23 protein-coding genes are annotated in these 26,009 nt (G+C 74.8%); 15 read left to right on the top strand and 8 right to left on the bottom strand.

Annotated elements, in window-relative coordinates; translation table 11 throughout:
* Positions 1-32: 32 nt before the first annotated feature.
* Both A3CO_RS0107445 and A3CO_RS0107440 read right to left on the bottom strand, forming a co-directional pair.
* On the bottom strand, positions 33-1,979 hold the full coding sequence (locus A3CO_RS0107445; RefSeq protein ID WP_026204372.1) for a glycosyltransferase family 39 protein: 1,947 nt from the start codon (positions 1,977-1,979) through the stop codon (positions 33-35).
* Positions 1,980-2,295: 316 nt separating this feature from the next.
* On the bottom strand, positions 2,296-3,081 hold the full coding sequence (locus A3CO_RS0107440) for a hypothetical protein (RefSeq protein ID WP_157647139.1): 786 nt from the start codon (positions 3,079-3,081) through the stop codon (positions 2,296-2,298).
* 59 nt (positions 3,082-3,140) lie between these two features.
* On the opposite strand from A3CO_RS0107440, the gene A3CO_RS0107435 reads away from it, so the two are divergent.
* Positions 3,141-3,980 carry a hypothetical protein gene (locus A3CO_RS0107435; protein ID WP_018331616.1) on the top strand — a complete coding sequence of 280 codons (840 nt, stop codon included), beginning with the start codon at positions 3,141-3,143 and terminating at the stop codon, positions 3,978-3,980.
* 46 nt (positions 3,981-4,026) lie between these two features.
* On the opposite strand, the gene A3CO_RS0107430 is transcribed toward A3CO_RS0107435, so the two are convergent.
* Positions 4,027-5,682, bottom strand: a complete 1,656-nt coding sequence (locus A3CO_RS0107430) for an L-lactate permease (RefSeq protein ID WP_018331615.1) — start codon at positions 5,680-5,682, stop codon at positions 4,027-4,029.
* 195 nt (positions 5,683-5,877) lie between these two features.
* Here A3CO_RS0107430 and A3CO_RS0107425 point away from each other — a divergent pair, with 195 nt between their 5' ends.
* The gene (locus A3CO_RS0107425) at positions 5,878-7,353 is read left to right on the top strand and encodes a peptide MFS transporter (RefSeq protein WP_018331614.1); all 1,476 of its coding nucleotides are present in this window, start codon (positions 5,878-5,880) and stop codon (positions 7,351-7,353) included.
* 91 nt (positions 7,354-7,444) lie between these two features.
* Here A3CO_RS0107425 and ypfJ read toward each other — a convergent pair whose 3' ends face one another.
* From ypfJ to A3CO_RS30640, 3 genes are all read right to left on the bottom strand, one after another.
* Positions 7,445-8,455, bottom strand: coding sequence for a KPN_02809 family neutral zinc metallopeptidase (ypfJ, locus tag A3CO_RS0107420; protein ID WP_018331613.1), 1,011 nt, complete (start codon positions 8,453-8,455; stop codon positions 7,445-7,447).
* 82 nt (positions 8,456-8,537) lie between these two features.
* Positions 8,538-8,675 (bottom strand): hypothetical protein, encoded by a 138-nt coding sequence (locus tag A3CO_RS37885; protein ID WP_018331612.1) that lies wholly within the window; start codon positions 8,673-8,675, stop codon positions 8,538-8,540.
* A gap of 104 nt (positions 8,676-8,779) precedes the next feature.
* Positions 8,780-10,222: a glycoside hydrolase family 183 protein gene (locus A3CO_RS30640; RefSeq protein ID WP_018331611.1), complete on the bottom strand. Its 1,443-nt coding sequence runs from the start codon at positions 10,220-10,222 to the stop codon at positions 8,780-8,782.
* A gap of 150 nt (positions 10,223-10,372) precedes the next feature.
* Here A3CO_RS30640 and A3CO_RS0107405 point away from each other — a divergent pair, with 150 nt between their 5' ends.
* Positions 10,373-11,560 (top strand): acetyl-CoA hydrolase/transferase C-terminal domain-containing protein, encoded by a 1,188-nt coding sequence (locus A3CO_RS0107405; RefSeq protein WP_018331610.1) that lies wholly within the window; start codon positions 10,373-10,375, stop codon positions 11,558-11,560.
* A gap of 127 nt (positions 11,561-11,687) precedes the next feature.
* Positions 11,688-12,020: a hypothetical protein gene (locus tag A3CO_RS0107400; protein ID WP_018331609.1), complete on the top strand. Its 333-nt coding sequence runs from the start codon at positions 11,688-11,690 to the stop codon at positions 12,018-12,020.
* A gap of 32 nt (positions 12,021-12,052) precedes the next feature.
* On the opposite strand, the gene A3CO_RS30635 is transcribed toward A3CO_RS0107400, so the two are convergent.
* Together A3CO_RS30635 and A3CO_RS0107390 are read right to left on the bottom strand one after the other, a co-directional pair.
* The gene (locus tag A3CO_RS30635) at positions 12,053-12,421 is read right to left on the bottom strand and encodes a DUF3099 domain-containing protein (protein WP_018331608.1); all 369 of its coding nucleotides are present in this window, start codon (positions 12,419-12,421) and stop codon (positions 12,053-12,055) included.
* A 352-nt stretch (positions 12,422-12,773) separates the two neighbouring features.
* The gene (locus tag A3CO_RS0107390; RefSeq protein WP_085942338.1) at positions 12,774-13,076 is read right to left on the bottom strand and encodes a metal-sensitive transcriptional regulator; all 303 of its coding nucleotides are present in this window, start codon (positions 13,074-13,076) and stop codon (positions 12,774-12,776) included.
* A 74-nt stretch (positions 13,077-13,150) separates the two neighbouring features.
* Here A3CO_RS0107390 and A3CO_RS0107385 point away from each other — a divergent pair, with 74 nt between their 5' ends.
* The 11 genes from A3CO_RS0107385 to A3CO_RS0107335 all read left to right on the top strand — a co-directional run bounded on the left by A3CO_RS0107385 (position 13,151) and on the right by A3CO_RS0107335 (position 26,008).
* A complete protein-coding gene (locus A3CO_RS0107385; protein WP_018331606.1) occupies positions 13,151-15,376 on the top strand; it encodes a heavy metal translocating P-type ATPase in 2,226 nt (741 codons plus the stop codon).
* Complete coding sequence (locus A3CO_RS0107380; RefSeq protein WP_018331605.1) at positions 15,373-15,732, top strand: NADH-quinone oxidoreductase subunit A; 360 nt, start codon at positions 15,373-15,375, stop codon at positions 15,730-15,732. Before A3CO_RS0107385 ends, A3CO_RS0107380 begins: the two co-directional genes overlap by 4 nt.
* Positions 15,723-16,793 carry a hypothetical protein gene (locus A3CO_RS0107375; protein WP_018331604.1) on the top strand — a complete coding sequence of 357 codons (1,071 nt, stop codon included), beginning with the start codon at positions 15,723-15,725 and terminating at the stop codon, positions 16,791-16,793. Before A3CO_RS0107380 ends, A3CO_RS0107375 begins: the two co-directional genes overlap by 10 nt.
* Positions 16,780-17,691, top strand: a complete 912-nt coding sequence (locus A3CO_RS0107370; RefSeq protein WP_026204368.1) for an NADH-quinone oxidoreductase subunit H — start codon at positions 16,780-16,782, stop codon at positions 17,689-17,691. Before A3CO_RS0107375 ends, A3CO_RS0107370 begins: the two co-directional genes overlap by 14 nt.
* On the top strand, positions 17,688-18,233 hold the full coding sequence (locus A3CO_RS34925) for an NADH-quinone oxidoreductase subunit J (protein ID WP_018331602.1): 546 nt from the start codon (positions 17,688-17,690) through the stop codon (positions 18,231-18,233). Before A3CO_RS0107370 ends, A3CO_RS34925 begins: the two co-directional genes overlap by 4 nt.
* Positions 18,230-18,541 (top strand): NADH-quinone oxidoreductase subunit NuoK, encoded by a 312-nt coding sequence (locus A3CO_RS0107360; RefSeq protein WP_018331601.1) that lies wholly within the window; start codon positions 18,230-18,232, stop codon positions 18,539-18,541. The genes A3CO_RS34925 and A3CO_RS0107360 overlap by 4 nt, the downstream gene beginning before the upstream one ends.
* Positions 18,538-20,445, top strand: a complete 1,908-nt coding sequence (locus A3CO_RS36605; RefSeq protein WP_018331600.1) for a proton-conducting transporter transmembrane domain-containing protein — start codon at positions 18,538-18,540, stop codon at positions 20,443-20,445. Before A3CO_RS0107360 ends, A3CO_RS36605 begins: the two co-directional genes overlap by 4 nt.
* Complete coding sequence (locus A3CO_RS0107350; protein WP_018331599.1) at positions 20,445-22,013, top strand: complex I subunit 4 family protein; 1,569 nt, start codon at positions 20,445-20,447, stop codon at positions 22,011-22,013. The genes A3CO_RS36605 and A3CO_RS0107350 overlap by 1 nt, the downstream gene beginning before the upstream one ends.
* On the top strand, positions 22,010-23,425 hold the full coding sequence (locus tag A3CO_RS0107345; protein ID WP_018331598.1) for an NADH-quinone oxidoreductase subunit N: 1,416 nt from the start codon (positions 22,010-22,012) through the stop codon (positions 23,423-23,425). The genes A3CO_RS0107350 and A3CO_RS0107345 overlap by 4 nt, the downstream gene beginning before the upstream one ends.
* 111 nt (positions 23,426-23,536) lie before the next feature.
* Complete coding sequence (locus A3CO_RS0107340; RefSeq protein ID WP_018331597.1) at positions 23,537-24,967, top strand: ammonium transporter; 1,431 nt, start codon at positions 23,537-23,539, stop codon at positions 24,965-24,967.
* 39 nt (positions 24,968-25,006) lie between these two features.
* The gene (locus A3CO_RS0107335; RefSeq protein WP_026204366.1) at positions 25,007-26,008 is read left to right on the top strand and encodes an aminotransferase class V-fold PLP-dependent enzyme; all 1,002 of its coding nucleotides are present in this window, start codon (positions 25,007-25,009) and stop codon (positions 26,006-26,008) included.
* The last annotated feature ends 1 nt before the right edge of the window (position 26,009 follow it).

The following is a 26,009-nucleotide window of genomic DNA, read 5'->3' as shown; positions in this document are numbered from 1 at the left end:
CTTCGCGGTGCGACGGTGCCCGGTGCGGGTGATCAGTGTCGCGGCCCCGCCAGGTCGTACACGGTCTCCGACCCGACGGTGCGTCCCGTGTAGTGGGCGGCCACCCACTCCTGGATCGGCAGGATGGCCTTTCCGCGGCCGTACCCGCCCCGCTGCGAGGCGGCGCCGCCCTGCTGCTGGAGCGCCGCCGGGACGATGTAGTAGCGGATGAGCCCGCGGGTCACGTCGTCCTGGAAGGCACCGAGCGTCGGTGTGGGGTCGCTCCCGGAGAACCCGCCGAGGCCCATGACCGAGGTGCCGCTCGCGAGTTCGAGGCTGGAGGCGGCCATCGTTGTCGGGGTGGCGGCGGACCACTGCGTGGTGGCCGAGCGCAGCAACGCCGTCACCTGCGGGTCCGTCCGGCCGTCGTAGCCGCCGCCGAAGCCCCCGAAGCCACCGGACCCGGCGGAGCCACCGCCGCCGGGGGCACCCGGTCGCCCGGCACGCGGGTACCGGGAGCCGCGCGCATCGCGGACCGTGGGCCCCGGGGAGTCGGCGCTGGTGTGCGGCGTCGCGACCGTGTCCACGGCCCACGCCGTCGTCCCGCCGAGCGCACCGACCAGGCCCAGCACGACGGCGGCCACGACGCCAACGCGCCGCGCCAGCCCGGCCGGGCCGAGCAGCACCACGGCCGCGAGCACGCCCGCGAGGAGCACCAGCCAGCGCATCCAGGGCACGAAGGTCGGCGCCCGATCGAGCAGCACGAACCCCCAGGCGGCGCTGCCGAGCACCCCGACCGCCAGCAGCACCCGGGCCGCGACGATCTCCCGCCGGCGCCACCCCTCGCGGGCACCGACGGCCACCAGCGCCGCGACCGCCGGGGCCATGACGATCGTGTAGTACGAGTGCACGGTCCCGGCCATGAACGAGAACACCGCGCCGCTCACCAGCAGCCACCCGCCCCAGAGCAGGGCCGCCGCGCGGGTGCGGTCGCCCCGCGGCGCGCGGCGGGTCGCCCACAGCAGGGCCACCAGGGCGAGCACCGCGACCGGCAGCAGCCACGCGATCTGACCGGCGAACTCGCCGGTGAACAGCCGCGTCAGGCCGGGCGCGTCACCGCCGCCGAACCCGCCGGGCCGTCCGCCGCCACCGCCGGCACCGCCGCCCCGGCCCTGCAGCCGCGACAACCCGTTGTAGCCGACCGCGAGCTGGAGCAGCGAGTTGTCGTCCGACCCGCCGATCCACGGCCGCTGCGACGCCGGCCAGAGCGACACCAGGGCGAGGAACCACCCGGCGCCCACCACGACCCCGAGGCCCCCGACGAGGAGCTGCCCCAGCCGCCGCGCCCACGTACCGGTGGCCACGACGAGGAACGTCACCGCGAACGCCGGCAGCACCAGCAGCGCGACGCCCATCTTCGCGAGGAACCCGAGCCCGATGAGCACGCCCGTGGCGGCCAACCATGCGGTCGCCGACCGGGCACCGACGGCGTCGACGGCGCGGACGAGCGTGTAGGCGGCCGCCACCAGCAGGAAGGTCAGCATCGGGTCGGGGTCGTCGAACCGCGACATGATCACCACGACCGGCGTCAGCGCCAGCACCGCGCCCGCCCCGATCGCGGCCGCGTCCCCGCACCAGCGGCGCACCGCGAACACGAGCAGCACCACGGACCCGATCCCGAGCAGCGCCTGCGGGATCAGCATCGACCAGGGTGAGAACCCGAAGACGTTCGCCCAGAGCCCCATCCACCAGTTGTCGGCCGGCGGCTTGTCGACCGTGATGAACCCGGGCGCGTCCACCGCCGCGAACAGCCACGCGACGGGGTTGCGGGTCGAGGCCTGCACGGCCGCGGCGTAGAACGGGTTCGCGTCGCCCTGCGCGCCGAGGTCCCACAGGTCGATCAGCGCGGAGAGGGCGACGACCACGGCGAGGGCCGGTCGGAACCAGTGGCGTTCCCGACGACCCGTGGGGGCAGCCGGGCGGGTGAGTGTGGCGGTCACGGACGCTGATGATCACCGCCCATCCTCACCACCGGGTGTGCCGTTGCTGTGCGCTCCCTGTGCGCGCGCCGAGCGGGCGGGACGGCCCGGCGGGCGGGGGTCGCGGGCGCCCGACCTGCCGCCCGGCCGGCTGGCTCGGCTGGCCGGGTCGCGCGGGCCGGCTCGGCGGGCCGGGTCGCGCTGACGCCGGACCGGCCATCATGATCAACAGCCCTTCGGCGGGCTGAACCGGGGTCCGGGAGCCCGTGCAGGGACTGTTGATCTTCGACGGGGGCCGACGGCCCTGACGGCGGGTCCCGGCGCGGGGTACCGACGGCTACGCGACCCGGGCGGGCCGCGGCCGACGCACCCGGAGCGTGCCGTCCGCCACGAGTCGGCGCACCACCGCAGCCACCACGACCGCCGCGGCGACGACGGCGGCGATCACCACGAGCACCGGGCGTCCGGCCACGACGATGCCGCCGAGCGCCCAGAGCACGGCCGCCGCGTAGGCCACCGGCGCCGGGCCCGCCGTCACCACCGCCGCCGCGATGAGGCCGGTGACGACCAGCATCACGACGCCGAGCGCGATCGCCACCCCGCCGGTCCCGGGCAGGCCGGCCCAGACGCCGGTGACCGCCGTGCCGACGACGGTCGCGACGCTCACCCAACCCGCGTAGAACGCGACCGGGACCGCGAGGAGCCAACGGTCCGCACCGGTTGTCGGGAAGGTGGCGAGGCGGGCGAGCACCACGGCGAGGCACACGAGCAGGACGATGATCACGATCTCCGCGAGGCCCGGCAGGGGCTGCGAGAAGAGCACGATCCAGGCCATGTTGGCGATCGCGGCCCCCACCAGCCACCACCCGGTGGCGCGGTGGACGGGGCGCGCCCACTGCGAGGGCAGCACCTGGCGGACCGCGAGGACGAGGACGCCCAGGTAGATCAGGCCCCAGATCGCGAAGGCTCCGCCGGCGGGGACGATCGGGGTCGAGAGTTCCGCGGACACCTCCGCGATCGGCCGCCCGAGGGCCCCCGACCCGCCGATCGACCCGACGACGAACTGGGCGAGCGCCGTCACGAGCACCGCCACGGCGCGGGCGGCATCCGATGTCTTGGTCACCAAGACATCATGCCCGGGCGTCACCCGGGCGAAACCGACGCGGATGGGATGCTGGGGCGGTGGCGAGCTTCGTGCGGGCCGGTCGGCAGCCGCGTTGGGTGCTCCCCGCGGCGCTCGCCGTCGTCGTGGTGCTGGCGCTCGTCGTGCTGGTGGTCGTCGTGACCGGCACCGGTCCCGCGGCCCGGCCGACCTGCACCGTCACCGCTCCCGCGAACTCACCGGGGCTGCGGTCGAGCTGGAGCGGGTCGCCGGAGCAGATGGACAACGCCGCGACGATCGCCGCGGTCGGCCGCAAGCTCGGTGCCCCCGACCGCGCGATCACGATCGCCCTGGCCACCGCGATCCAGGAGTCGACGCTGGCCAACCTGCCCGGCGGCGACCGCGACTCGGTCGGCCTCTTCCAGCAGCGGCCCTCGCAGGGCTGGGGCACGGTGTCCGAGCTGCTCGACACCGTCACCTCGTCGACCAAGTTCTACGAGGCGCTGCTCGCGACGCCGGGCTGGGCCGACATGGACGTCACCGAGGCCGCCCAGCGGGTGCAGCGCAGCGGCTTCCCCGAGGCCTACGCCGACCACGAACCCGAGGCGCGCACCCTCGCCGTCAACTTCCTCGGACAGAACCCGGGCGGGTTGACCTGCACCGACCTCGACCTGTCGGCGCCCCCCAAGGACACCGTGGCCGGGCTCGCGCGGGCCGAGCTCGGCAACGCCCGGCTCTCCGGGCCGCAGAACGCGGAGAACGGGTGGGCGATCGCGTCGTGGCTGGTCGCGCACTCGACCCGCCTCGCCCTCGACCGCGTCACCTACGACGGGCGGACCTGGACGGCGGCGTCCGGCACCTGGCAGCAGACGGGCGCCGCCGACGGCATCCTCGCCCTGCACCGCGTCGGAGAGCCCTGATCTCCGACGCGGCCGCGACGGGCGACCGGACGCGGGCCGCCCCGGCCTAGGGCAGCATCCAGCCGAGCACCGGCGTCGACTGCAGGAAGACGAGCAGCGCCATCCCGGCGAGGAAGGCCAGGCTCCACGGCAGGACGCGGCGGAAGATCTCGCCCTCGCGCCCGGCCATGCCCACAGCCGACGCGGCGATCGCCAGGTTCTGCGGCGACACCATCTTGCCGAGCACGCCACCGGAGGTGTTGGCGGCGGCGAGCAGCACCGGGTCGAGGCCGCTGCGCTGGGCCGCGGCGACCTGCAGGGCGCCGAACAGCGAGTTCGACGAGGTGTCCGAGCCGGTCACGGCCACGCCGAGCCAGCCCAGGACCGGCGAGAGCACCGCGAAGAACCCGCCCGTGGCCGCGAGCCACTGGCCGATCGTGATGGTCTGGCCCGAGAGGTTCATGACGTAGGCGAGGGCGAGGACCGCCATCACCGTCACGATCGCCGTGCGCAGCTCGGAGAGCGTCTGCCCGTACGAGCCGACGGCGGTGCGGGGCGCGACGCGCAGCACGAGCACGGTGATCAGACCCGCGATCAGCAGGATGGTCCCGGCGGTGGCCAGCCAGTTGAACGTGAAGGTGGTCGAGGAGACCTGGCTCCCCGAGGGCGAGCGCACGTCCAGCCCCGGCCACCGGAACTTCACGGTCGTGGCGTCGATCGCCTTCTTCACCGGCGGGATCTGCTGGATGGAGAAGAGCGCGATGATGATGATGTAGGGCAGGTAGGCCAGCAGGGTGTCGCGGGCGGAGTCCCGCTCGGGGGGCTCCGGAGCCGTGTCGACCCCGCCGTGGCGACCGGACCCGGCGTCGGGAACGTCCCCTCCCCCGGCTGCCACCGCCACCCGGTCCGCACTCCCGCGCCGGGCGCGGACGGTCAGGACCACGGCGCCGGCGCAGAGCAGGGACGCCACGATGTCGGTGAGCGGGACGGACAAGAAGTTCGACGTGAGGAACTGGGCGACCGCGAAGACCAGGCCGCCGACGAGCGCGACGCCCCAGGTCTCGCGCAGCCCGCGTACACCGTCGACGAGGGCCACGAGGACGAACGGCACGAACACCGCGAGCACGGGGGTCTGGCGCCCGACGACGGCGCCGAGGACGTCCTCGGGCAGGCCGGTGACCTGGGCGAGGGTCGTGATCGGAACGGCGATCGCGCCGAAGGCGACCGGCGCGGTGTTCGCGACGAGGGCCACCACCGCGGCCTTCAGCGGGTGGAAGTTGACCGCCATGAGCATGACCGTGCAGATGGCGACCGGCGCCCCGAAGCCCGCCAGTGCCTCGAGCAGCGCGCCGAACGCGAAGGCGATGATGATCGCCTGGACGCGCTGGTCGTCCGACACCGAACTGAAGGAGCGCCGGAGTACGTCGAAGTGCCCGGTGCGTACCGTCATCCGGTAGATCCACAGGGCGTTGATGACGATCCAGAGGATCGGGAAGAACCCGAACACCGCGCCCTCGCTGCCCGCGAGCAGGGCCTGCCCGACCGGCATGGCGTACACGAGGACCGCGACCAGCAGCGACACCACCAGCGCGATGATCGCGGCCAGCCATGCCCGGACCCGTAGCCCGCCGAGCAGGACGAACAGCACGAGAAGCGGCAGCGCCGCCACCAACGAACTCCAGGCCAGCGACTTCAGCACCGGCGCGTACTGCTGCACGTACATGGGCGGTTGCTCCTCGTCGTCGAGTTGCCGCGCTTGATACCCCTTTCATGGTCACGCACGCCACCGCACATCCACTTGACGGAATTTCCGACACCTACTGGTGCGGACCACTCAGTTTTGTCAGGGTGTCGGTCCGTGACCATCACCCCTGGTAACCCCGACGACCCGAAGGCGGTCGACCCCGCTGACGGGCGCGTGACGACGGCCGACGCACCCGATCCCGGCCAGGACTTCTCCGCCGACCGCCGGTTCTTCGGCCATCCCCTCGCGCTCGCGAACCTCTTCTCCGTGGAGCTGTGGGAGCGCTTCAGCTTCTACGGCATGCAGGCCGTCATGACGCTCTACCTCTACTACCAGGTCGCCGAGGGCGGTCTGGGCCTGGAGAAGAGCGAGGCGACGAGCATCGTCGGCGCCTACGCGGGCACCGTCTACCTCGCCTGCGTCGCCGGCGCCTGGATTGCGGACCGGCTGCTCGGCGCCGAACGCACGCTGTTCGGTGCGGCCTGCATCGTCATGCTCGGCCACCTCGCCCTCGCGGTCATCCCCGGCATCGCCGGTGTCGCGGTCGGCCTCTCGCTCGTCGCGCTCGGCTCCGGCGGGGTGAAGACGGCCGCGACCTCGGTGGTCGGCTCGCTCTACCGCCGCGACGACCCGCGCGCCGACGCCGGGTTCTCGATCTTCTACATGGGCGTGAACATCGGCGCCCTGGTCGGCCCGCTGCTCACCGGTCTGACCCGCACGACGTTCGGCTTCCACTGGGCCTTCGGCCTCGCGGCGGTCGGCATGGCGGTGGGCCTCGGCATCTACGTCACGGGCCGCAAGAACCTGCCGGACTCGGCGTCCGTCGTCCCGAACCCGCTGCCCCGCGGCGGGCTGACGCGGCCGGTCATGGGTGTCGTGGTCGTCGGCGTCGTCGTCGCCCTGCTGTTCGTGACCGGGGTCCTGACCGCCGAGAACCTCTCGACCGCGGTCGCGATCGTCGTCGCCGTGATCGCCGTCGGCATCTTCACGGTGCTGCTCTCCAGCCCCAGGGTGACGAGCGTGGAGCGGAGTCGGGTGCGGTCCTTCATCCCGATGTTCCTGGCCAGCGTGGTGTTCTGGTCGCTCTTCCAGCAGCAGTTCTCCGTCGTGGAGATCTACGCCGACGAGCGCCTCGACCGGGTGATCGGCGGGTGGGAGATGCCGACCGAGTTCGTCAACTCCCTCGAGCCGTTCTTCGTGATCGTGCTCGCCCCGCTGTTCGCCGTGCTCTGGACCAGGCTCGGCGAGCGGGGTCCCTCCACGCCGGTCAAGTTCGCGATCGGCGCGGCAGGCATGGGCGCGGCGTTCCTGCTCTTCCTGCCCTGGGCCGGCGGCACGGGGAACACGACCCCGCTGCTCGCGATCATCCTGATCCTGCTCGTGTTCGCGCTGGCCGAGATGAACCTGTCCCCGGTGGGCCTCTCGCTGTCCACCCGGATCGGACCGGCCCTGTTCCGCAATCAGACGGTGGCGCTGTACTACCTGTCGGTCTCCCTGGGCTCGGCGCTCGCGGGCACCCTGGCGAAGCTCTACGACCCGACGGTCGAGGGGACCTACTTCAGCGTCCTCGGCGTCGTCGCCCTGGTACTCGGCGGCGTCCTCCTCGCGCTCGCGCCGTGGGTGAAGCGGGCGATGCAGGGCGTGCGCTGAGCAGGAGGCCTCGGCGAGGGTGACGTCAGGCAGCCTCCGGTCGCCCCGGACCTGCCTGGCGTCACCGTCGCGGCCGCCCAGACGGCGCCGGTCAGAGCGAGTTCGTCGAGAACGTGTCGCAGCGCGTCGGGTCGCCGCCGGTGAACCCGGTGGTCAGCCACCGCTTGCGCTGGTCCGACGAGCCGTGGGTGAAGGAGTCGGGGTTCACCGTGCCGCCCCCGAGCTTGCCCTGGATGTAGTCGTCGCCGATCCGCGAGGCGGCGTCGACGGCGGAGGCCAGGTCGGCCTGCGTGATGTCCTGGATCAGCGCCGGGCGGCCGTTGGCCGGCTGGCTCGCGTGGTTCATCCACACGCCCGCGTAGCAGTCGGCCTGCAGCTCGAGGCGGACCGAGTCCGACGACGCGCCCTGACGGGTGCGGACCTTCGCCTCGGTACCGAGCTGCGCCTGGACGTGGTGGCCGTACTCGTGGGCGAGCACGTAGGCGTTCACCAGCGGGCCGCCCTGGGCGCCGAACTGCTGCTTGAGCTGGTCGTAGAAGCTCAGGTCGATGTAGACGAGGTTGTCGCCGGGGCAGTAGAAGGGCCCCGCGCTGGCGTCGGCCGAGCCGCACGCGGTGCGCACCCCACCGCTGAAGAACACCGTGTCGACGCGCTGGTAGGTGGGCTGGGCGCCCCGCACCGCCCCGGACGCCCGCGCGTACCCGCCGCCCGACCAGTAGCCCTGGATCGAGTTGATGTCGGCGACGATGGCGCAGTCGAGCTTGGTGTTCGCGTCGGCGCCGGTGCGGCACTCGCTCGCGAGGTCGCTGGTGCCGACCTTCGCCGGGCCGCCGGGCTGCCCGAAGCCGCCCGCGACCCCCGCCGTCGTGCCGGAGCCGCCGCCGAGGAACTGCACGGCGAGGAACCCGACCACCGCGAGCACGACGACGCCGAGGGTCGCCTTCCCGCCCCGTCCCCGCAGGAGCAGGCCGAGGACCAGGCCGATCAGCCCGCCGCCGCCTCCCCCACCGCCGAAGCCGCCGAGGCCGGACGACCCCCCGGAGCCGCCCCGCTGGTCGGTGACCTCGGACGCGTCGAGCTGGGCGTCGTCGTCGTAGCGCATCGCGTGCTTCCTCCGGCGGTGTCGGTTCGCGACGATCCTGTCGCGATCGCCCGTCCGACCGGAAGGCGGGGCCCGGGACGCCCTAGGAGCGGTAGTTCTTGCGCCCGTTCCACGCGTTGCGCCCGTCACGCCGCGCCCGTCCGGTCTCGGCGCGCCACCGCCCGAGGAAGTACCCGATGACGATCCCGACGAGCACGAACAACATCCACGACTCGATCACTGCCGTTCCCCCCCGTGTCATGACCCCGCCATGAGGAGTAGCACGCCAGTTCGAGGCGACGAGCGGAGTTACGACGTCGGGTGGTGCAGGTTCGGCCGGCCGGCTCACCCCATGGGCGGCTGGTCGGGCTCCGGTGACGCGGTGTCGATCGAGGGCGGGGTGGTCGTCGCCGGAGCCGGGGCGCGTGTGGACGTGGTCGTCGGGGCGGCGGCTGCCGGGGCGTCCGTCGTCGTGGCGGGCGCCGCCGCGCTCGTCGTGGCGGGCGCCGGGGTGCTCGTGGGGCCTGCGGGAGTCCCGGCAGGACCCGACGTCCGGAAGGCGGGGGCGCTGAGCGACGCCAGGCGGGCCGGGGCGGACACCGGGAGCACGGCCGCGGGCACGGGGGCGCCGGCGGCGAGCGGGGCGAGCCGGGTCCTCATCAACTCGACGCGGTAGGTGGTGAACTGCGACATCGTGAACCAGATGTCGGGCCCGCCGTTCCAGCGTGGCGTGATGTAGGGCGCGTAGGCCTGCGGGTAGTCCTTCGTGGTGGTGACCACCTGGGCGGGCGTCCACGGGCCCGTCGGTGCGGTGGCGGTGCGTAGGACGACCTCGCCGGTGTCGTCGACCAGGTACATCATGATCCAGCGCTGGTAATAGGCGTTCCAGCGCACCGAGAGCTCGCCGACGGGGCCCTTCACCACGGGCACGGCGTTCGCCTCCCCCGCCACCCAGCTCGTGCCGTTCCAGTAGCGGTAGGCGGCGGTGTCGGTCAGCCGGTCGGCCGCCACCTTCGCGAGGGACAGGTCGCCGTAGCGCCCGCCGGGGATGCCGTAGACGTAGATCTCCGAGCCCGGGGCCGTGCCCGCCTCGACCGGCGACGACGGGTCGTCGGGGCCGCCGGGACGCACGTAGGCGACCTGGCCGAACTTCGAGTCCGCGGGCCAGCGGGCGCCCGAGTCGGTCCAGGTGGTGCCGCCGTCGGTCGAGGTGACGATGCCCGAGCCGGTCAGCCGCCAGTGGCCGGGCCGGTCGAAACTGCGCACCGACATGTACTGCAGGTTCATGGTGGTGTTCTTCGCCCCGGTGGCGATGCCGTAGGTCGGGATCACCGTCTCCTGCACGCCCTTGTTCTTCTGCGAGGGGATGAGCTCCTTCGCGTGCCCGGAGCGGTCGGTGATCATCCCCTTGAACGGCAGGCCCTTCGCCGGGGAGGCCGGCGGGTCGATGGAGGCGATGACGTTGGAGCGCCAGTCGGTGTGCTTCACCGAGAAGAAGTCCTTCGCGGCCGGCGCACCGAACGTGTCGCCGAAGGCCATGGCCAGCTGCGGGCCGACCATGAACATGTGCCCGAGGTCGGTCCCCTCCACCCCGTAGCGTGCTCCCGTGTCGTTGATCGACCCGGCGCCGATCAGGTCGGCGACCTTCGCGGTGGCCGCCGGATCGACCACCCAGGCGCCCGTCTCCGCGGGGGCGGCCACGGCGGCCGTCCCGACGGTGAAGCCGACGAGGGCGACCACGCCGGCGGTCAGCACGGCGAGGATCCGTCGGCGGCGTGCGTGCTCCATGGCGGCGAACGCTAGGAAGCGGGCGGGCCGCGGCCGGGGCACGAAACACCTGGTCACCCACAGGTGTCCCAACGACCACCCGAGTACTCCCGGACCCGTCCGGCATGATCACGTTCCGCCCACCAGCACCCCGTTCGAGGAGTACCGATCGTGAGCGCGGAGATCGACACGCGAGCCTTGGCGTCCCTGGTGCGGCGCGGCGCCCGGATCGCGGTGGCCGACGGCTGCGGCACCCCCCGCGCGGCCTTCCCCGCCCTCGGCGACCTCGCCCGGGAGCGGGGGGACGTCCGACTGCTCCTCGGGTGGATGCCCGCCCCGGTGACGGGGCTCGACCTCGCCGCCTTCGCGGACGCGCGCACGGTCATGCCGGGCTGGGGCCTGCGGCCCGGGGTGAGCGCGGGCCACGTGCGGGCCGTCCCGGCGCGGCTCTCGGCGATGCCGGCGCTGCTCGCGGGCCCGCTGCGCCCGGACCTGCTCGTCGTGGCCGCGGCCCCGGGTCCCTATGGCCCGGTCCTCGGCAGCGAGGTCTCGTGGATGCGGGCCGTGATCGACGCCGGGGTGCCGCTCGCGGTCGTCCTCGACGACGCGCTGCCCCGCGCGACCGCCGGCCCGCCGCTGCCCGAGGAGCAGACCTTCGTGGTGGGGCACGCCTCCGACGGCCCCGCCGTGATCGCGTCGGCGCCCGAGCCGAGCCCGGAGCACCGTCGCATCGGCGAGCTCGTCGCCGGGCTCCTTCCCGACGATGCCCGGGTCCAGTGGGCCCCCGGCCAGCTCGGCCAGGCCGTGGTGGGCGGGATGCTCGCGCGGGGTCGCCCGGTGCACGTCGACTCGGGGCTGCTCGGTGACCCGGTGGTGGACCTCCACGAGGCCGGACTGCTGGCGTCGACGCCGACGGCCACCTACCTCGTCGGGACCCCGCGGCTGTACGGGTGGGCCGACGAGCAGGGGCGGGCGGGCCGCCCGGTGCTCCACGGGGTGGAGGTGACGCACGATCCGAACCGGCTGGCGGCGGACCCGCCCCTGGTCGCGGTGAACACCGCGGTGGAGATCGACCCGGACGGTCAGGTCAACGTCGAGGGTCCGGCCACGGCGATCGTCGGCGGGATCGGCGGGCACCCGGACTACGCCGCCGCCGCCACCCGCTCCCGCCGGGGCCTCTCGGTCGTGGCGCTCGCGAGCACGCACCGGGGCCGGTCGACCATGGTGGAGCACCTGTCCCGGCCGGTGACGACCGCGAGCCACGACGTCGACGTGGTCGTCACCGAACACGGCGTGGCCGACCTGCGCGGGCTCGACCGCGAGGAACGGCGGCGGGCGCTGTGTGCGCTCTGGCCCTGACCGGTCAGCTCGCGAGGACGCGCCCCGCGGCGTCCTCGCGAGGAACGTCGGGCCGCACGTGAAGCGCACGTGACGGTGCGGTTCGACCCGGCGACAGGACGGTGAACGGCGGGTAGCGTCGGCCCGCATGGCCGACCGAGTGCTGACCAGTGTCCCGACCGGCCCGGAGGCGGCGCCCGCGCTCCCGCCGGAGAAGCACGGGGACCCGCTGCACGCGCCGGACCTGCTCTCTGCGCTCGACCGGGGTGACGACGCCGCCGTCCGCGCCTGGATCGCGGCGCACGTCCCGGAGCCGGAGAGCCTCCTGATGTACGCGCTCTTCCTCGGGGCCGGCGTCCTCGGGCTCGTCGAGTGGCCCGCGGTGCTGCTCTCCTGCCTCGGCCAGCTCGTCGTCGACCGTCGCTTCGGCGGCGTGGAGAGTCTGGCGGCGGAGCTGCGGGCGCGGGTCGCTCCCCGCTGACCCGCGCTCCCGTCGTCGGACCCGGCGGCGCGCTACGCGGCGCGGTGCAGGTCCGGCGCGTCGTCGGCCCGCGCGCCGAGGACCTCGGTCGGCTCGATGACCTCGTGGTGCGCGGTGTCGAGCTGTCGGTGGTCGACCCGGAGCCGTGCGGGCTTCTCGGCCTTGCGCGGCGGCGCGTCGTTCGCAATGAGCACTGCGATCCACGGCAGGGGCACGGAGGCGACGATGAGCGCGACCGCGACCCACGTCCAGCCGAAGGCGATCCCGAAGAACCCGGCCAGGACGAGGCACGGGATACGCATCGCCATGATCCACGAGTAGCGACGGCGGCGGGCGGCGAACTCCTGCTCGAACGAGACGGCCGCGTCGGTGATGAGTACGGGTGACTGACGACGTCCCACGACGTCCTCCTCCCCGGGCGCCCTTGCCCGGAACCGCCGCCTCGCGCCCCGGTTCGGGACGGTGTCTCCAGCGGCATCCGGGACAACACCGGGGGATCTCCGGCCCATCCGTGGGCGGCTCCGGGGCGACGTGGCCTCAGTCATGTCGCCGTCGGCGGTTCGCGATCCGTACACCCTGTGCGACCCGATCGGGCGGTTCGAGGTTCTCGACGCGGCAATGCTCACATTGCGTGCAACTGCTTGAGGGTTCTACAGTTGCTCTGCCGGTCACTCGCCCCCCGAGTGGGCCGGTTCGACCCCGTCGCCCCTCCCCCCGGGGCGGCGGGGTCTCCTCATGTCCGGGGCCGGCCGGTCAGGATCGGACGAGCCGCGCGATCGCCGCCGAGGCCTCCGCGACCTTCTCCTTGGCCTCCGCGTCACCCGCCTTCGCCGCATCGACGACGCACGAGCCCATGTGCTCCTCGAGCAGCGCGAGCGCGAGGTTCTGCAGCGCACCGGTCACGGCGCTGACCTGCGTGAGGACGTCGATGCAGTACTTGTCCTCCTCGACCATGCGCGCGATCCCCCGCACCTGTCCCTCGACGCGCTTGAGCCGGCGCAGGTGCGCGTCCTTGTGCGGGGAGTAGCCGTGCTGGTGCTCGCTCACGGGTGTCATCATACCGGGGTGGGGTATGCCCACGACGATTGACTCGTATACCCCCTGGGGGTATCTCTGAAGACGTGGAGACGATGACGCCCGCCCTCGACGGCCGCACGAGCACCGAGCTCGCGATCTCCGGGATGACGTGCGCCTCCTGTGCGATGCGGATCGAGAAGAAGCTGAACCGTCTCGAGGGCGTCACCGCAGGCGTCAACTACGCGACGGGGAACGCCCGCGTCGAGCACCCCGCGGGGGTGTCGACGGCGACGCTGGTCGAGACGGTCGAGAAGCTCGGCTACGGCGCGGCCCCGCCGGCGACACGCGAGGAGCCCACGTCCGAGGGGGCCGACCGGTCCGACGGGTCCGGCGACTCCGGCGGCGAGGTCGGCGCGCTCCGCCACCGCGTGCTCGTCAGCGCGGCGCTCTCCGCCCCGGTCGTCGCCCTCGCGATGGTCCCCGCCTGGCAGTTCGTCGACTGGCAGTGGATCTCGCTGGTGCTCGCGGCACCCGTCGTCGTGTGGGGTGGCTGGCGCTTCCACCGCGCCGCCGCGGTGAACCTGCGCCACGGCACGGCGACGATGGACACGCTGATCTCGCTCGGCACGCTCGCCGCGCTGCTGTGGTCGGTGTGGGCGCTCGTGTTCGGCGACGCCGGGATGCCGGGCATGACCCACCGGCTCTCCTTCACCGCCGAGCCCGGCGATGCGATCTACCTCGAGACCGCCGCGGCGGTGACCACCTTCGTGCTCGCCGGCCGCTTCTTCGAGGAGCGCGCCCGACGTCGGGCCGGGGAGGCCCTGCGGGCGTTGCTCGACCTCGGCGCCAAGGACGTCGCGCTGCTCACCGACGCGGGCGAGGAACGCGTCCCGGTGGAGCGGCTCGTCGTCGGGGACCGGTTCGTGGTCCGGCCCGGGGAGCGGGTGGCGACCGACGGGGTCGTCGTCGCCGGCGTGGGCGCGGTCGACGCGAGCACGGTGACCGGGGAGTCGGTGCCGGTCGAGGTCTCCCAGGGCGCGGAGGTGGTCGGCGGCTGCGTCGCGGTCGGGTCGCGGCTCGTGGTGCGGGCGACGCGGGTCGGCGCGGACACCCAGCTCGCCCGGATCGCCCGGCGGGTCGCCGAGGCGCAGCACGGCAAGGCCGCGATCCAGCGGCTGGCCGACCGCGTGTCGGGCGTGTTCGTGCCCGTCGTGGTGCTGATCGCCGTCGCCACCTTCGTGGGCTGGCTCGTCCTCGCCCGCGACGTGACCGGTGCCTTCACCGCCGCCGTCGCGGTCCTCATCATCGCCTGCCCGTGTGCCCTCGGCCTCGCCACGCCGACGGCGCTCATGGTGGGCACCGGGCGCGGGGCGCAGCTGGGCATCCTGCTGCGTGGCCCGGAGGTGTTGGAGTCCACCCGGCGCGTCGACACCGTGGTGCTCGACAAGACCGGCACCCTCACCACGGGGCGGATGCGTCTGGTCGGGGACGTGGCGGACACCGCGTTGCGGCGGGCCGCCGCGGTCGAGGACGGGTCGACGCACCCGATCGCGCGGGCGATCGCGGACGCCGGGCGGGCCCGCGGTGCGCTGCCCGCCGCGACCGACGCACGGACGATCGACGGGCTGGGGGTGAGCGGGACGGTGGACGGCGTCGAGGTGCTGGTCGGCCGCCCCGCGCTGCTGGCCGAGCACGGGATGGACCTCACGGCCGCCCTGCGCGCCGAGCTCGAGGCCGCGCAGGCCGAGGGGGCCACGGCCGTCGTCGTGGGCTGGGAGGGCGCGGCCCGCGCGGTCCTCGCCGTGACCGACACGGTGCGCGAGACCTCGGCCGCGGCGATCGCCGAGCTCCGCGCCCTCGGGGTGCGCCCGGTGCTGCTCACCGGCGACCACGAGTCCGCCGCCCGGGCGGTCGCCGCGAGCGTCGGGATCGACGACGTCCGGGCCGGCGTGCTGCCCGAGCAGAAGGCCGACACCGTCGCCGCGCTGCAGGCCGAGGGGCACGCCGTGGCGATGGTCGGCGACGGCGTGAACGACGCCGCCGCCCTGGCCCAGGCCGACCTCGGGCTCGCGATGGGCGCGGGCACCGACGTGGCCATCGAGGCCGGCGACGTGACCCTCGTCCGGGAGGACCTGCGCGCCGTGCCGGACGCGCTGCGCCTGGCCCGCCGGACGCTCGGGACCATCCGCGGCAACCTGTTCTGGGCGTTCGCCTACAACGTGGCCGCTCTCCCGCTCGCCGCGCTCGGGCTGCTCGACCCGATGGTCGCGGGGGCCGCCATGGCGTTCTCCAGCGTGTTCGTCGTGGGCAACAGCCTGCGGCTGCGGCGGTTCCGGTGAGCCCGTTCGTGGCGCTGGCCGTCGTCGGCGGGGCCGCCCTCGTCGGCGTCGGCCTCGTCGTCGCCGTGTCGTGGCTCCTGCGGGCGGCGGCACGGACGCGACGGCCGCTGCTCGCCGCCCCGCACGCGGGCGGCATGCCCGTCGTGGAGCACGCGGTGTCCCGCTGGCACGTCCGGTGGTCCACCCTCGCGCTGGTCTTCCTCGCCTTCGACATGGAGATGCTCTTCATGTACCCGTGGACGCTCGTCGTGGCGCGGACCGGGACGGGCGCGGCGGTCGAGATGTTCGTGTTCCTCGCGGTCCTGCTCGTCGGGGTCGGCTACGCCTGGCGGGAGGGCGCCTTCCGGTGGTCCTGAGGTCCCTGCGATCGCCGGTCGCCCGCCGCCCGCACGTCCTGACGATCGCGCCCGCGACCGTCGACCCCGCGCTGCGGCTCGCCGTCGAGGCCGACCTCGCCCGCCGTCGCTGGCCCGCGGCCGACTCCCCCGCCGACACCGACGTCGTGCTCGTCCTCGGGGTGCCGGGGCCACGCCTCGCCGACGTGGTCCGCGCCGTGTGGGCCACCGTCCCGGCGCCGCGGGTGCTCACCGGGGTCACGACGACGGGTGCGGTGCGGTCGGTCCTCGACGACGCGGTGGCGGGGCTGCGGGGTCGTTCCCATGCCGGCAATGCGTCACTGCGTGCGTCCAGTGGCAGGGAATCCACATCGTCGGGCGCGGTGGCCGGAGCCGACGATGTGGATGTCCTGGCGTCCGGTGCACGCAGTGACGCATTGCTTGCACCGGAGCCCCAGATGGCCGACCTCGCCTTCTACGACCGGGACGGCCTCGCCCTCGACGCCCTGCACGTCGCACTCGGGCCGGTCCTCCCCCACTGGCCGCCGGGGCTGGTGGTGCACGCGACGCTGGCCGGCGACCTCATCACCGATGCGCGCGCCGAGGTGCTCGACGTCCCGGCGCGCGTGGGGCCCGGCAGCCGCGGGCGCTCGCCGCTCGGGCCGGACCGCACCCGGCTCGACGTCCTGACCCGCGTCCTCGGGCTGCTCGGTGCCGACCACCTCGCCGCCCGGGCCCGGCAGCTCCGCGACCGCGACCCGGTGCCCGGCGAGCTCACCACGTTCGGCCGCCGGCTGCGGCGGCACCGCCCGCTGCGGTGGGCCGTCCGCGGCGTCCCGCTGGTCGGCGGGGTCGTGGAGGAGCGGACGCTGGAGCAGCGGGTCGCGAACCTCGCGGGCGCCCTCGGCGGGAGCCTCCCGCCGCCCGTCCGGCCGACCGCGGAGAAGGCGGTGCAGGCCCTGATCGGGCTCGAACTCGGCACGGCCCGGCTCGTGCTGGCCGCCCTCGACCCCGACACCACCCTCGGCGCCGGCCCCGTCACCCCGTTCGCCCCGGCGGAGGTGGCCCATCACCATCACTGAGCTCGTCCTCCTCGCCCCCGCCCTCGTCGCCGCCGCCGGGCTCGCCGCCGTCGTCGGGGCCGCGGCCACCGGCGCGGGGCCGACCACCCCCGTCGTCGAGACCCTGCGTCTCCTGACCAAGCAGCGCCGCCGCACCCCGTCCGACGACCCGGGGCTGGCCCGGATCGGGCTCGCCGTGCTGCCGGTCGCGGCCGTGCTCGCGCTCGCCGTCGTGCCGCTCGGGGACCGGGCTCCGGTGGACCTCGACGTCGGCGTCGTGTGGTTCAACGCGATGGAGGTCGTGGCCTGGTTCGTGGTGTGGGTGGCCGGGTGGGGCCCCAACGCGGCGACGAGCGTCGCGGGCGGGTACCGGGTGCTGCCGCTCGGGCTCGCCTACGAGATCCCGCACATGCTCGCGATCATCACCCCGGCGATCGCGGCCGGCTCGCTGTCACCCGGGGCGATCGCCGCCGCCCAGCACGACCTCTGGTACGCCGTGTGGATGCCGGCGGCCTTCCTGCTCTACCTGCTCTCGGTCGCCGCCATGGCCTTCTGGGGGCCGTTCGCCGCGCCGCTGGGCCGCGACCTCGCGGGCGGGGCCGCCGCCGAGCACGCCGGGCTCGACCGCCTCCTCCTGCTCGCAGGCCGGTGGATGCTGCTCACGGCGGCCGCGGCGATGGCCGTGCCGCTGTTCCTCGGCGGGGGCGCACCGCCGCCGATCACCGGCCCCGACCCGCTCCCCGGCCTGCCCGCGCTCTGGTTCGCGGTGAAGCTCGTCGTCGTGCTCGGGCTGCTCCTGGTCCTGCGCCGCGCCGTGCCGATGCTGCGGATGGCGCGGTTCGCGACCCTCGCCTGGGTCGTGCTCGTCCCCCTCGCCGTCGCGCAGGCCCTCGTCGTCACGCTGGTGGTGCTCGCGTGATCGCGCTGGTCTCCGCGCTCGGCGCGGTCGCGGTGGTCACGGGCCTGCTCGTGTTCACCGCCGACTCGATGGCCCGGGCGACGTTCCTGCTGCTCGGGTCGTTCGTCGCGGTGGCGGTGGTGCTGATCGGGTTCGGGCTCGGCTACCTCGGCACCGTCGTGATCCTCATGATGACGATCGAGATGATGATCATGGTCGTCTTCATGGTGATGCTGATGATGAACCCGGCGGGGCTCATGCCGATGACGATGGTCCACAACCGGCGCGGCTCCTGGGCGATCGCGCTCGTCGTCTTCGGGCTCCTCACCGCCGGGGTGTGGCTCGTCCCCTTCCCGGTCCGGGCGGGCGCAGCGACGGGGGGTGTGACGTCGGGTCCTGCCGCGGGTCCCGACGCCACGGTCGCCCTGGGCGATGCCCTCATGGGCGGGCAGATGCTGACGATGATGACGCTCGGGCTCGCGCTGCTGGCCACGATCGTCGGGACGGTCGCGGTGGCGGTGAGCCGACGCGAGGGGCGAGCAGAGCGACGGGGGATCTCATGACCGAGCTCGTCCTGCGGATCGCGCTGACCGCGCCCGCCGCCCTGGTGGCCACCGGGCTCTACGGCGCGCTGTCCCAGCAGTCGGTCGTCATGATCATGATGGGGCTGGAGCTGGTGGTGAACGGCCTGATCCTGGGGGCGGGCGCGTTCTGGTGGGCCGGCGGAGCGCCCGTCGTCGCGAGCGTGCTGATCGTCGTGCTCGTGACCGTCATGGCCGTCGAGATGGCGATGGGCTTCGCCGTCGCACTCGCGATCTACCGGGCCCGGCAGGTCGACCTCACCGACGACGCCGAGGAGCTCGCCGGATGACCCTGCTGCTGGCGCTGCTGCTCGCCGTGCCCGTCCTCGCGGGCCTCGTGCTGCTCACCGCGTTCCCCCGGGCCACCGGCGCGCGGGTGGTCGCGGCCGGCCTGGTCGCGGCCGTGGTCACCGCCGTCCTCGCGGTCCAGCTCGCGACCTCCCACCCCGTCGTCGGCATCCCGCTGCTGATCGTGCCCCTCGTCCCGGCCGTCGACTCCCCCGTCGCTGCCCTCGCCCCGATCACCTTCACCTACGCCGTCGACGGGCTCGGCGCGGTCCTCGCGGTGACGGTCGCCGTGATCGGCACGCTGGTCCTGCTCGCGGCCGCCGGGGAGGAACGCCTCCGGCGCGGCCGGTTCGTCGGGATGGTGCTCGTGTTCCTCGGCGCGATGCTCGCCACCGTCACGGCCGCGACGCTGCCCGCCCTCCTCGCGCCCTGGGAGGTCATGGGCGCGGCGAGCTGGGCGCTCATCGCCTTCGACCGTCGCGACCCGGCGGTCGGGCCCGCCGCCGGCCGCGCCCTCCTGACGACGAGGGCGGCCGACGTCGGCCTCTACGTCGCCACCGGCGCAGCGCTGGCGGCCGGCGTGCCGGGCCTCTCGTTCGCGGCGCTCGGCGCCGCCGACCCTGCGTGGACCTCCCTCATCGCGGCGGGGCTCGTCGTCGCGGCCCTCGGCAAGTCCGCGCAGCTGCCGTTCTCCGGCTGGCTCTCCGGCGCGATGATCGGGCCGGGCCCGGTGTCGGCCCTGCTGCACTCGGCCACCATGGTCGCCGCCGGGGCCGTGCTGCTGCTGCGGTCCGCGCCGCTCCTCGCGAGCACGGGGTGGGCGGCCACGACCGTCGCCTGGGCCGGCGCGCTGACCGCGGTCGTCCTCGGCGTCGTCGCGTGCGTCCAGCGCGACCTCAAGCAGCTCCTCGCCGCCTCGACGTGCTCGCAGGTCGGACTCATGGTGCTGGGCGCCGGGGTGGGGGCGACCGCGGGCGCGGCGGGCCTGCTCGTCGCCCACGCGACGGTCAAGGCGCTGCTCTTCCTCGCGGCCGGCGGGTGGCTCGCCCTGCTGCGGACCCGGGCGCTGCCCGCACTGCGCGGCGCGGCCCGACGCCACCCGGCCGTCGGCGTGCCGTTCACGGTCGGCGCGATCGCCCTCGCGGGGGTGCCGCCGCTGTCGATCTGGTGGACCAAGGACGCCGTCCTCGCCGGCATCCCGCTCGGCGACGGCGGGCTCACCGTGGCCGCCCTGCTGGCCACGGCGCTCTCGGCGGTCTCGGCCACCCGTGCGGCCTGGTTCGTGTGGCGGCCGGTGCGCTCCCCGTCGATCCGTCGCGGCGCCGAGGGCACCGGCCGGACCCGGCGCCACGTGCCGCTGGCGATCACCGCGGCCCTGGCCGTGCTCGCGGTGCCCGCGGTCGCGGTGGGGGCGGTCGGGGTGGCGGTCGGCCTCGTCCCCGGGGCCGACCCCGGCCAGCTGGTGACGACCGGGGTCGTCGTCGTGCTGGTGGCCGCCGCGACGTGGGTGCTGCACAGCCGGCCGGTCCGGTTGCAGTCGCCGCGCTGGGGACGGGCGGCCGGCGTCGCGCGGGGCTGGCTGGGGCTCGAACGCGTGGTGGGCCCCGTCGTCGGGACCCCGGTCCTGGCGCTGGCGCGGCTCGTGGACCGGGCCGACGCTTCCCTCGGCACGGCGCTCCCGCGGGCCGCCGCGACGGTGCCCGCACTCGCCCGCGGGGTCGAGCGGTACGGCGAGCGGCCGATCGCCGCCGCCGTCGACCGGCTGGCCGCCGGGGTGCGGCGGCTCGGCGACCTCGCGCGGCGCCCGCAGACCGGACAGCAGCACCAGTACTACGCGCAGGGGGTGATCGCGATCGGCGTGCTGGCGGGGGTGGCGGTGGTCGTGGTGACGGCGGGGGTGCGCTGATGCTGACCGCGATGTGGGTCGCGCCGCTGGTGGTGGCGCTGCTGCTCGCCCCGGTGACGCGGCGCGAGGTGCTGCTCGGCGGCTGGATCCTGCTCGCCGTGCTCGAGGTGGTGCTCGCGGGCGTCGCGTGGGCGGGCGTCGGCACGGGCTACGCCCACGAGGTGGTCGTGGCGTGGATCCCGGCGTTCGGGGTCGGCTACCACGTCGGGCTCGACGGGCTGTCCGCGCCGCTGGTCGGGATGACGACGCTGGTGTTCCTCGCGGTCGCGCTGTACTCGCTGCGCGCCGACCCGGCCCAGGACGGCGACACCGACCCGCGCCGCACACGAGGCTGGGTGCTGCTCTTCCTCGGCCTCGAGGCGGTGTCGGTCGGCGTCTTCGTCGCCCTCGACCTCGTGCTGTTCTTCGTGTTCTTCGACGTCGCGATCGTGTTCATGTACTTCGTGATCGCCGGGTGGGGCAGCGGCGCGCGGGACGCCGAGCGGAGCGGCGCCGGATCCTCGACGGCGGCCCGGTCGGCGCTGCAGTTCTTCCTCTACACGTTCGTCGGGTCGCTGGTGATGCTGCTCGGCTTCCTCGCGCTCGCCGTCTCGGGCCCCCAGCTCACCTTCGACATCCCGACGCTGGCCGCGCGCCCGCTCGGGGGCACGGCCGGGACCCTCGCCCTCGTCGCGATCGGCGTCGGGCTCGCGATCAAGACGCCCGTGTGGCCGGTGCACACCTGGCTGCCGCCCGCCCACACCGACGCCCCGGCCGCCGGGTCGGCCGTGCTCGCGGCGGTCCTGCTCAAGATGGGGACCTACGGGTTCGTCCGCATCGCGCTGCCGCTGCTCCCCGGGCCGTGGCGCTCGCTGGCGCTCGTCGCGGTGGTGCTCGGCGTCGTCTCCGTCCTGTGGGGCGCGCTCGTCGCCCTGGCGCAGCGCGATCTCAAGCGGATGGTCGCCTACACGTCGGTGAACCACATGGGCTACGTCCTGCTCGCGCTCGGCGCCGCCGGGTTCGTGACGGCGGGTCCGGAGGCCCGGGGCCTCGCCGTCACCGGGGCCACCGTCCAGATGGTGAGCCACGGGCTGGTCACCGGGGCACTGTTCCTGCTGGCCGGGGTGCTGCGCGAACGCGGCGGGACGTCGGAGATCGCGGCGTGGTCGGGGGTCGCCGGCCCGATGCCGCGCTTCTCCTGGACCTTCGCCGTGGCGGCGTTCGCCTCGCTCGGGCTGCCGGGCCTGTCCGGGTTCGTCGCCGAGTTCTCGATGATCGCCGGGTCGCTGCCCGCCGTGCCGGTCGCGGCGGCACTGGCCGCCCTCGGCCTGGCGGTGACCGCGGCGCTGTTCGTGCGGGCGCTGCAGTCGATGCTGCTCGGTGACCGGCACCTGCCGCGTCGCGCGGAACGGGTGCCCCCGCGGACCGGGACCTTCCGCCGTCCGGCGTCGGTCGACCTGCGCGTGGGCCAGACCGTGGCGGTCGGGCTCCTGCTCGCCGCCTCGCTCGCGATCGGGCTCGCGCCGGCCCTCGTCACCTCGACCATCGCCCCGGCCGCGTCGACGGTGGTGGACCTGGTGTCGCGGTGACGGCCGACGTCCTCGTCCTCGCCCCCGAGGTGCTGCTCGCGCTCGGGGCGGTGCTCGGGTTGGCCGTCGGGACCTGGCTCCCGCCCGGGCGGGAGGGCGCCGTCCGCGGGATCGGCGTGCTCGGGGCGCTGGCGGCGGTCGTGGCGGCGCTCGGGGGTCCCCGCGGCACGGCGTTCGGCGGGACCTACCTGGTCGACACCGCGACCACCGTGGTCCGGGTCGTCGTCGCGGGCGCCGTGGTGGTGACGCTCGTGCTGGCCGGGGACCGGCCCGACGTCAGCGGTGGGCCACGGTCGACACCGGACGTCAGCGGTGGGCCACGGCTGACGGCGGACGGCGGCGCCCGGGTCGACACCGCGTTCGCGGTGCTGCTGCAGCTCGCCGCCGTCGGCGCGATGCTGCTCGGCGGGGCGACCGACCTGCTGCTGCTCGCGGCCGCGGTCCTGCTCGCCGGCCTCCCGCTCGCCGCCCTGGCCGGCCTCGCCCGCGACGGGCGCGCCACCGAGGCGGCTCTCAAGTACTTCCTCACCTCGGCCCTGTTCGGGCTCCTCGCCCTCACCGGCACGACCCTGCTGCTCGGCCTCGCCGGGGCCACCGCCTACCCCGCCCTCGTGGGCCTGACCGGACCGGCATCCGCCGTCGGGGTCGTCCTCGTCCTCGCCGGGCTGCTGATGGCGGCCGGGGCCGTTCCCGCCCACTTCTGGGTGCCCGACGCGGTCGACGGCACGACCCCGGTGACCGGCGCCGTCCTGACCACCACGGCCAAGATCGGTGCCCTCGTCGCGATCTGGCGGCTCACGGTCGCGCTGCCGGGGCTGCCGACGCCCCTGCTCGTCGCGATCCTGGCCGTCGCGTCGATGACCCTGGGCAACCTCGCGGCGTTCGCGCAGACCTCGCTGCGGCGGCTGCTCGCCTACTCCACGATCAGCCAGGTCGGGTACCTGCTCGTGCCGGTCGCCGTCGCGCGGGACACGGTGCTCGCACTGCCGGTCCTGCTCGGCTACCTGGCCGCGTACGCCGTCACCAACCTCGCCGTGTTCGCCGTCCTCGCCGCCCGGCCACAGGCCCTCGAGATCGGCGAGCAGCGCGGGCTCGCCCGGCGTCACCCGGGGCTCGCGGTCGCCCTGGCGGTCGGGCTGCTGGGCCTGGTCGGCACCCCGCCCACCGTCGTCTTCGCCGGCAAGCTCGGCGTGGTCGCCGCGGCCCTCGGCGGCGGGGCGGCGTGGCTCGGCGTCGTGGTCGTGGTCAATACGATCGCGAGCCTCGTCTACTACCTGCGCTGGATCGCGCCCGTGTTCTCCACGGGCGACCCGGTGCTGCGCGACCCGGTGGCGCCCCGCGCCCGCGCGGTGGCGGTGGTGCTGGCCGTGGCGTCGGTGGCGGGCACCGTCGCGCTGGCCGTGACGTCCTGACGCCGTCCCGGGTCGCCGGGTGTTCACACGCCGGAAACGCGCGTCCCGTGACGGGACGGGTCGTGGTACGGCAGGGTGGTTGCCCTGTCCGGGTGAAGGCGGTGTCGGAGGGTGGTCAATTCCGGGGACACGGCGTGGGTCCTGGCGTCGAGTGCGCTCGTCATGCTGATGACGCCGGGTCTCGCCTTCTTCTACGGCGGCATGGTGGGCACCCGCAGCGTGCTCAACATGCTGATGATGGTCTTCGCCTGCCTGGCCCTCGTGCCGGTCCTGTGGCTGCTCTACGGCTACTCGGTGGCGTTCGGCTCCGACGCCACCGAGCTCGGCCTCTTCGGCGGCCTGGAGCACGCGGGGATGCGGGCGGTGATCGGTGCGACGGTCTCGACCGGACCGGGCCACGCCATCCCGATGTTCGCCTACGTGATGTTCCAGCTCATGTTCGCGGTGGTGACCCCGGCCCTCATCGCCGGCGCGATCGCCGACCGCGCGCGGTTCGGCGCCTGGATGGTCTTCGTGGCGCTGTGGTCGACCCTCGTCTACTTCCCGGTGGCGCACTGGGTGTTCGACTTCTCCGGGTACGCGTCCTCGGTGTCGGGCGGGCCGGCCGACGGCGGCTGGATCGCCAACGTGCTCAAGGCGGAGGACTTCGCGGGCGGGACGGCCGTGCACATCAACGCGGGCGCCGCCGCCCTCGCGCTCGCCCTCGTGCTCGGGCGTCGGGAGGGCTGGCCGAGCTCCGCACCCCGGCCCCACCACGTGCCGTTCATCCTGCTCGGCGCCAGCCTGCTGTGGTTCGGCTGGTACGGGTTCAACGCCGGCTCGGCGCTCGCCGCCACCGACACCGCGGGGCTCGCCTTCACCAACACCACCGGCGCGACGGCGGTCGCCGTCCTCGGGTGGATGGCGATCGAGTGGTTGCGCGACGGGCAGCCGACGACCTTCGGCGCGGCGTCCGGGGCCGTCGCGGGCCTCGTGGCCGTGACGCCCGCCTGCGCCTACGTGAACACGATCGGTGCCCTGTGCATCGGCCTGGTCGCGGGCGTGGTCTGCGCCTGGGCGGTCGGGTGGAAGTACCGCCTCGGGTTCGACGACTCCCTCGACGTGGTCGGGGTGCACCTCGTCGGGGGTCTGATCGGGGTGCTGCTCATCGGCCTGTTCGGCACGTCGAGCACCGGCACGGCCGGCGCCGCGGACGGTCTCCTCTACGGCGGGGGCGTCGACCTCCTCGGGCGGCAGGCCCTCGCGGCCGGCGCGGTGGGCCTGTACTCGTTCCTCGTGGCGGGCGCCCTGGGGATCGCCATCTCGACGACCATCGGCTTCCGGATCCGTCGTGAGGAGGAGCTCGCCGGGATCGACGAGAACGAGCACGCGGAGACCGCCTACGACCTCGCCGGACTGCTCGCGGGCCCGTCCGCACCGCCGACGGGTGGGCTGCCCGTCGGGGAGCTGCCCCCCGGGGGCCGGCACGCCTCTCCCGACGAGGGCTCCCCGGACGGGGTCGCGGACCTCGACCCGGCCACCCTGCCGCCGTGGGCGCGGTGAGGGTCGGCGGCACGGAGCGCAGCGGCTAGCGTGCGGCGGGTGACCACCGCCTTCGACGCCCACTTCGACGTCGGACCCGGCTACCTGAACACGCCCTCGGTCGGCGTCCCGCCGCGCCACGTCGTCGACGCGGTCCGCTCCTGGACCGACGACTGGGCGGCCGGGCGCATCTCCGCGCCCGGGATGGACGCGCCGGTCGACGCCACCCGGGACGCCTTCGCCGCCCTCACCGGGTTCCCGACGACGGGTGTCGCCGTCGGATCGGTCGTCTCCGGCCTCCTCGGGCCGGTCGCGGCGTCGTTCCCGCCCGGCACCCGGGTGCTCACCGCGGCCGGTGAGTTCACGAGCGTGAGCTTCCCGTTCGCGGCGTGCGGGCACGACGTCACCGAGGTGCCGCTCGCGGACCTGCCTGCTCGGGCGGGCGAGCACGACGTGGTGGCGGTCAGCGTCGCGCAGTCCGCCGACGGTGCGCTCGTGGACCTGGCGGCCCTGCGGGCAGCGGGCAGCTTCGTCGTGCTCGACGCGACGCAGTCGCTGGGGTGGCTGCCGGTGGACCTGTCGTGGGCCGACGTCGTCGTCGCGGGCGGGTACAAGTGGCTGCTCGCGCCGCGCGGCTGTGCGTGGGGCGCGTTCTCCGACCGGGCGCTGGAGCGGGTGACGCCGAGCGGGGCGGGCTGGTACGCGGGCGAGGACCGGTGGAGCTCGGTGTACGGCCTGCCGCTGCGCCTCGCCGGCACGGCGCGGCGGCTGGACCTCTCCCCCGCCTGGTCGGCGTTCGCCGGTGCCGCCGTCTCGCTGCCGTGGCTCGCCGGTCTCGACCGCGACGCCGTGCACGCCCACGGCGTCGGCCTCGCGGACCGCCTGCGGACGGCGTTGGGCCTCGGCGCGGGCGGGTCCCCGATCGTCTCGATCCCCGGGGACCCGCAGCGCCTGCTCGACGCCGGGGTGCGCTGCGCCGCGCGCGCGGGCGCCACCCGGGTCGGCTTCCACCTGCACAACACCGACGCCGACGTCGACCTGGTGCTGGACGCCCTCGGCTGAG

It is taken from the genome of Actinomycetospora chiangmaiensis DSM 45062 (genome assembly GCF_000379625.1).
GTDB lineage: Bacteria > Actinomycetota > Actinomycetes > Mycobacteriales > Pseudonocardiaceae > Actinomycetospora > Actinomycetospora chiangmaiensis.
The sequence above is the reverse complement of the archived record's forward strand: the minus strand, read 5'-3'. Positions and strand labels throughout refer to the sequence as shown.

Bases quoted from the DNA above. Each gene is read 5' to 3' on its own strand.
- A3CO_RS0107430 (WP_018331615.1), bottom strand. From the start codon at position 5,682: ATGTACGTGCAGCAGTACGCGCCGGTGCTGAAGTCGCTGGCCTGGAGT.
- ypfJ (WP_018331613.1), bottom strand. From the start codon at position 8,455: ATGCGCTACGACGACGACGCCCAGCTCGACGCGTCCGAGGTCACCGAC.
- A3CO_RS30640 (WP_018331611.1), bottom strand. From the start codon at position 10,222: ATGGAGCACGCACGCCGCCGACGGATCCTCGCCGTGCTGACCGCCGGC.
- A3CO_RS0107400 (WP_018331609.1), top strand. From the start codon at position 11,688: ATGGCCGACCGAGTGCTGACCAGTGTCCCGACCGGCCCGGAGGCGGCG.
- A3CO_RS0107390 (WP_085942338.1), bottom strand. From the start codon at position 13,076: ATGACACCCGTGAGCGAGCACCAGCACGGCTACTCCCCGCACAAGGAC.
- A3CO_RS0107385 (WP_018331606.1), top strand. From the start codon at position 13,151: ATGACGCCCGCCCTCGACGGCCGCACGAGCACCGAGCTCGCGATCTCC.
- A3CO_RS0107360 (WP_018331601.1), top strand. From the start codon at position 18,230: ATGACCGAGCTCGTCCTGCGGATCGCGCTGACCGCGCCCGCCGCCCTG.
- A3CO_RS36605 (WP_018331600.1), top strand. From the start codon at position 18,538: ATGACCCTGCTGCTGGCGCTGCTGCTCGCCGTGCCCGTCCTCGCGGGC.
- A3CO_RS0107350 (WP_018331599.1), top strand. From the start codon at position 20,445: ATGCTGACCGCGATGTGGGTCGCGCCGCTGGTGGTGGCGCTGCTGCTC.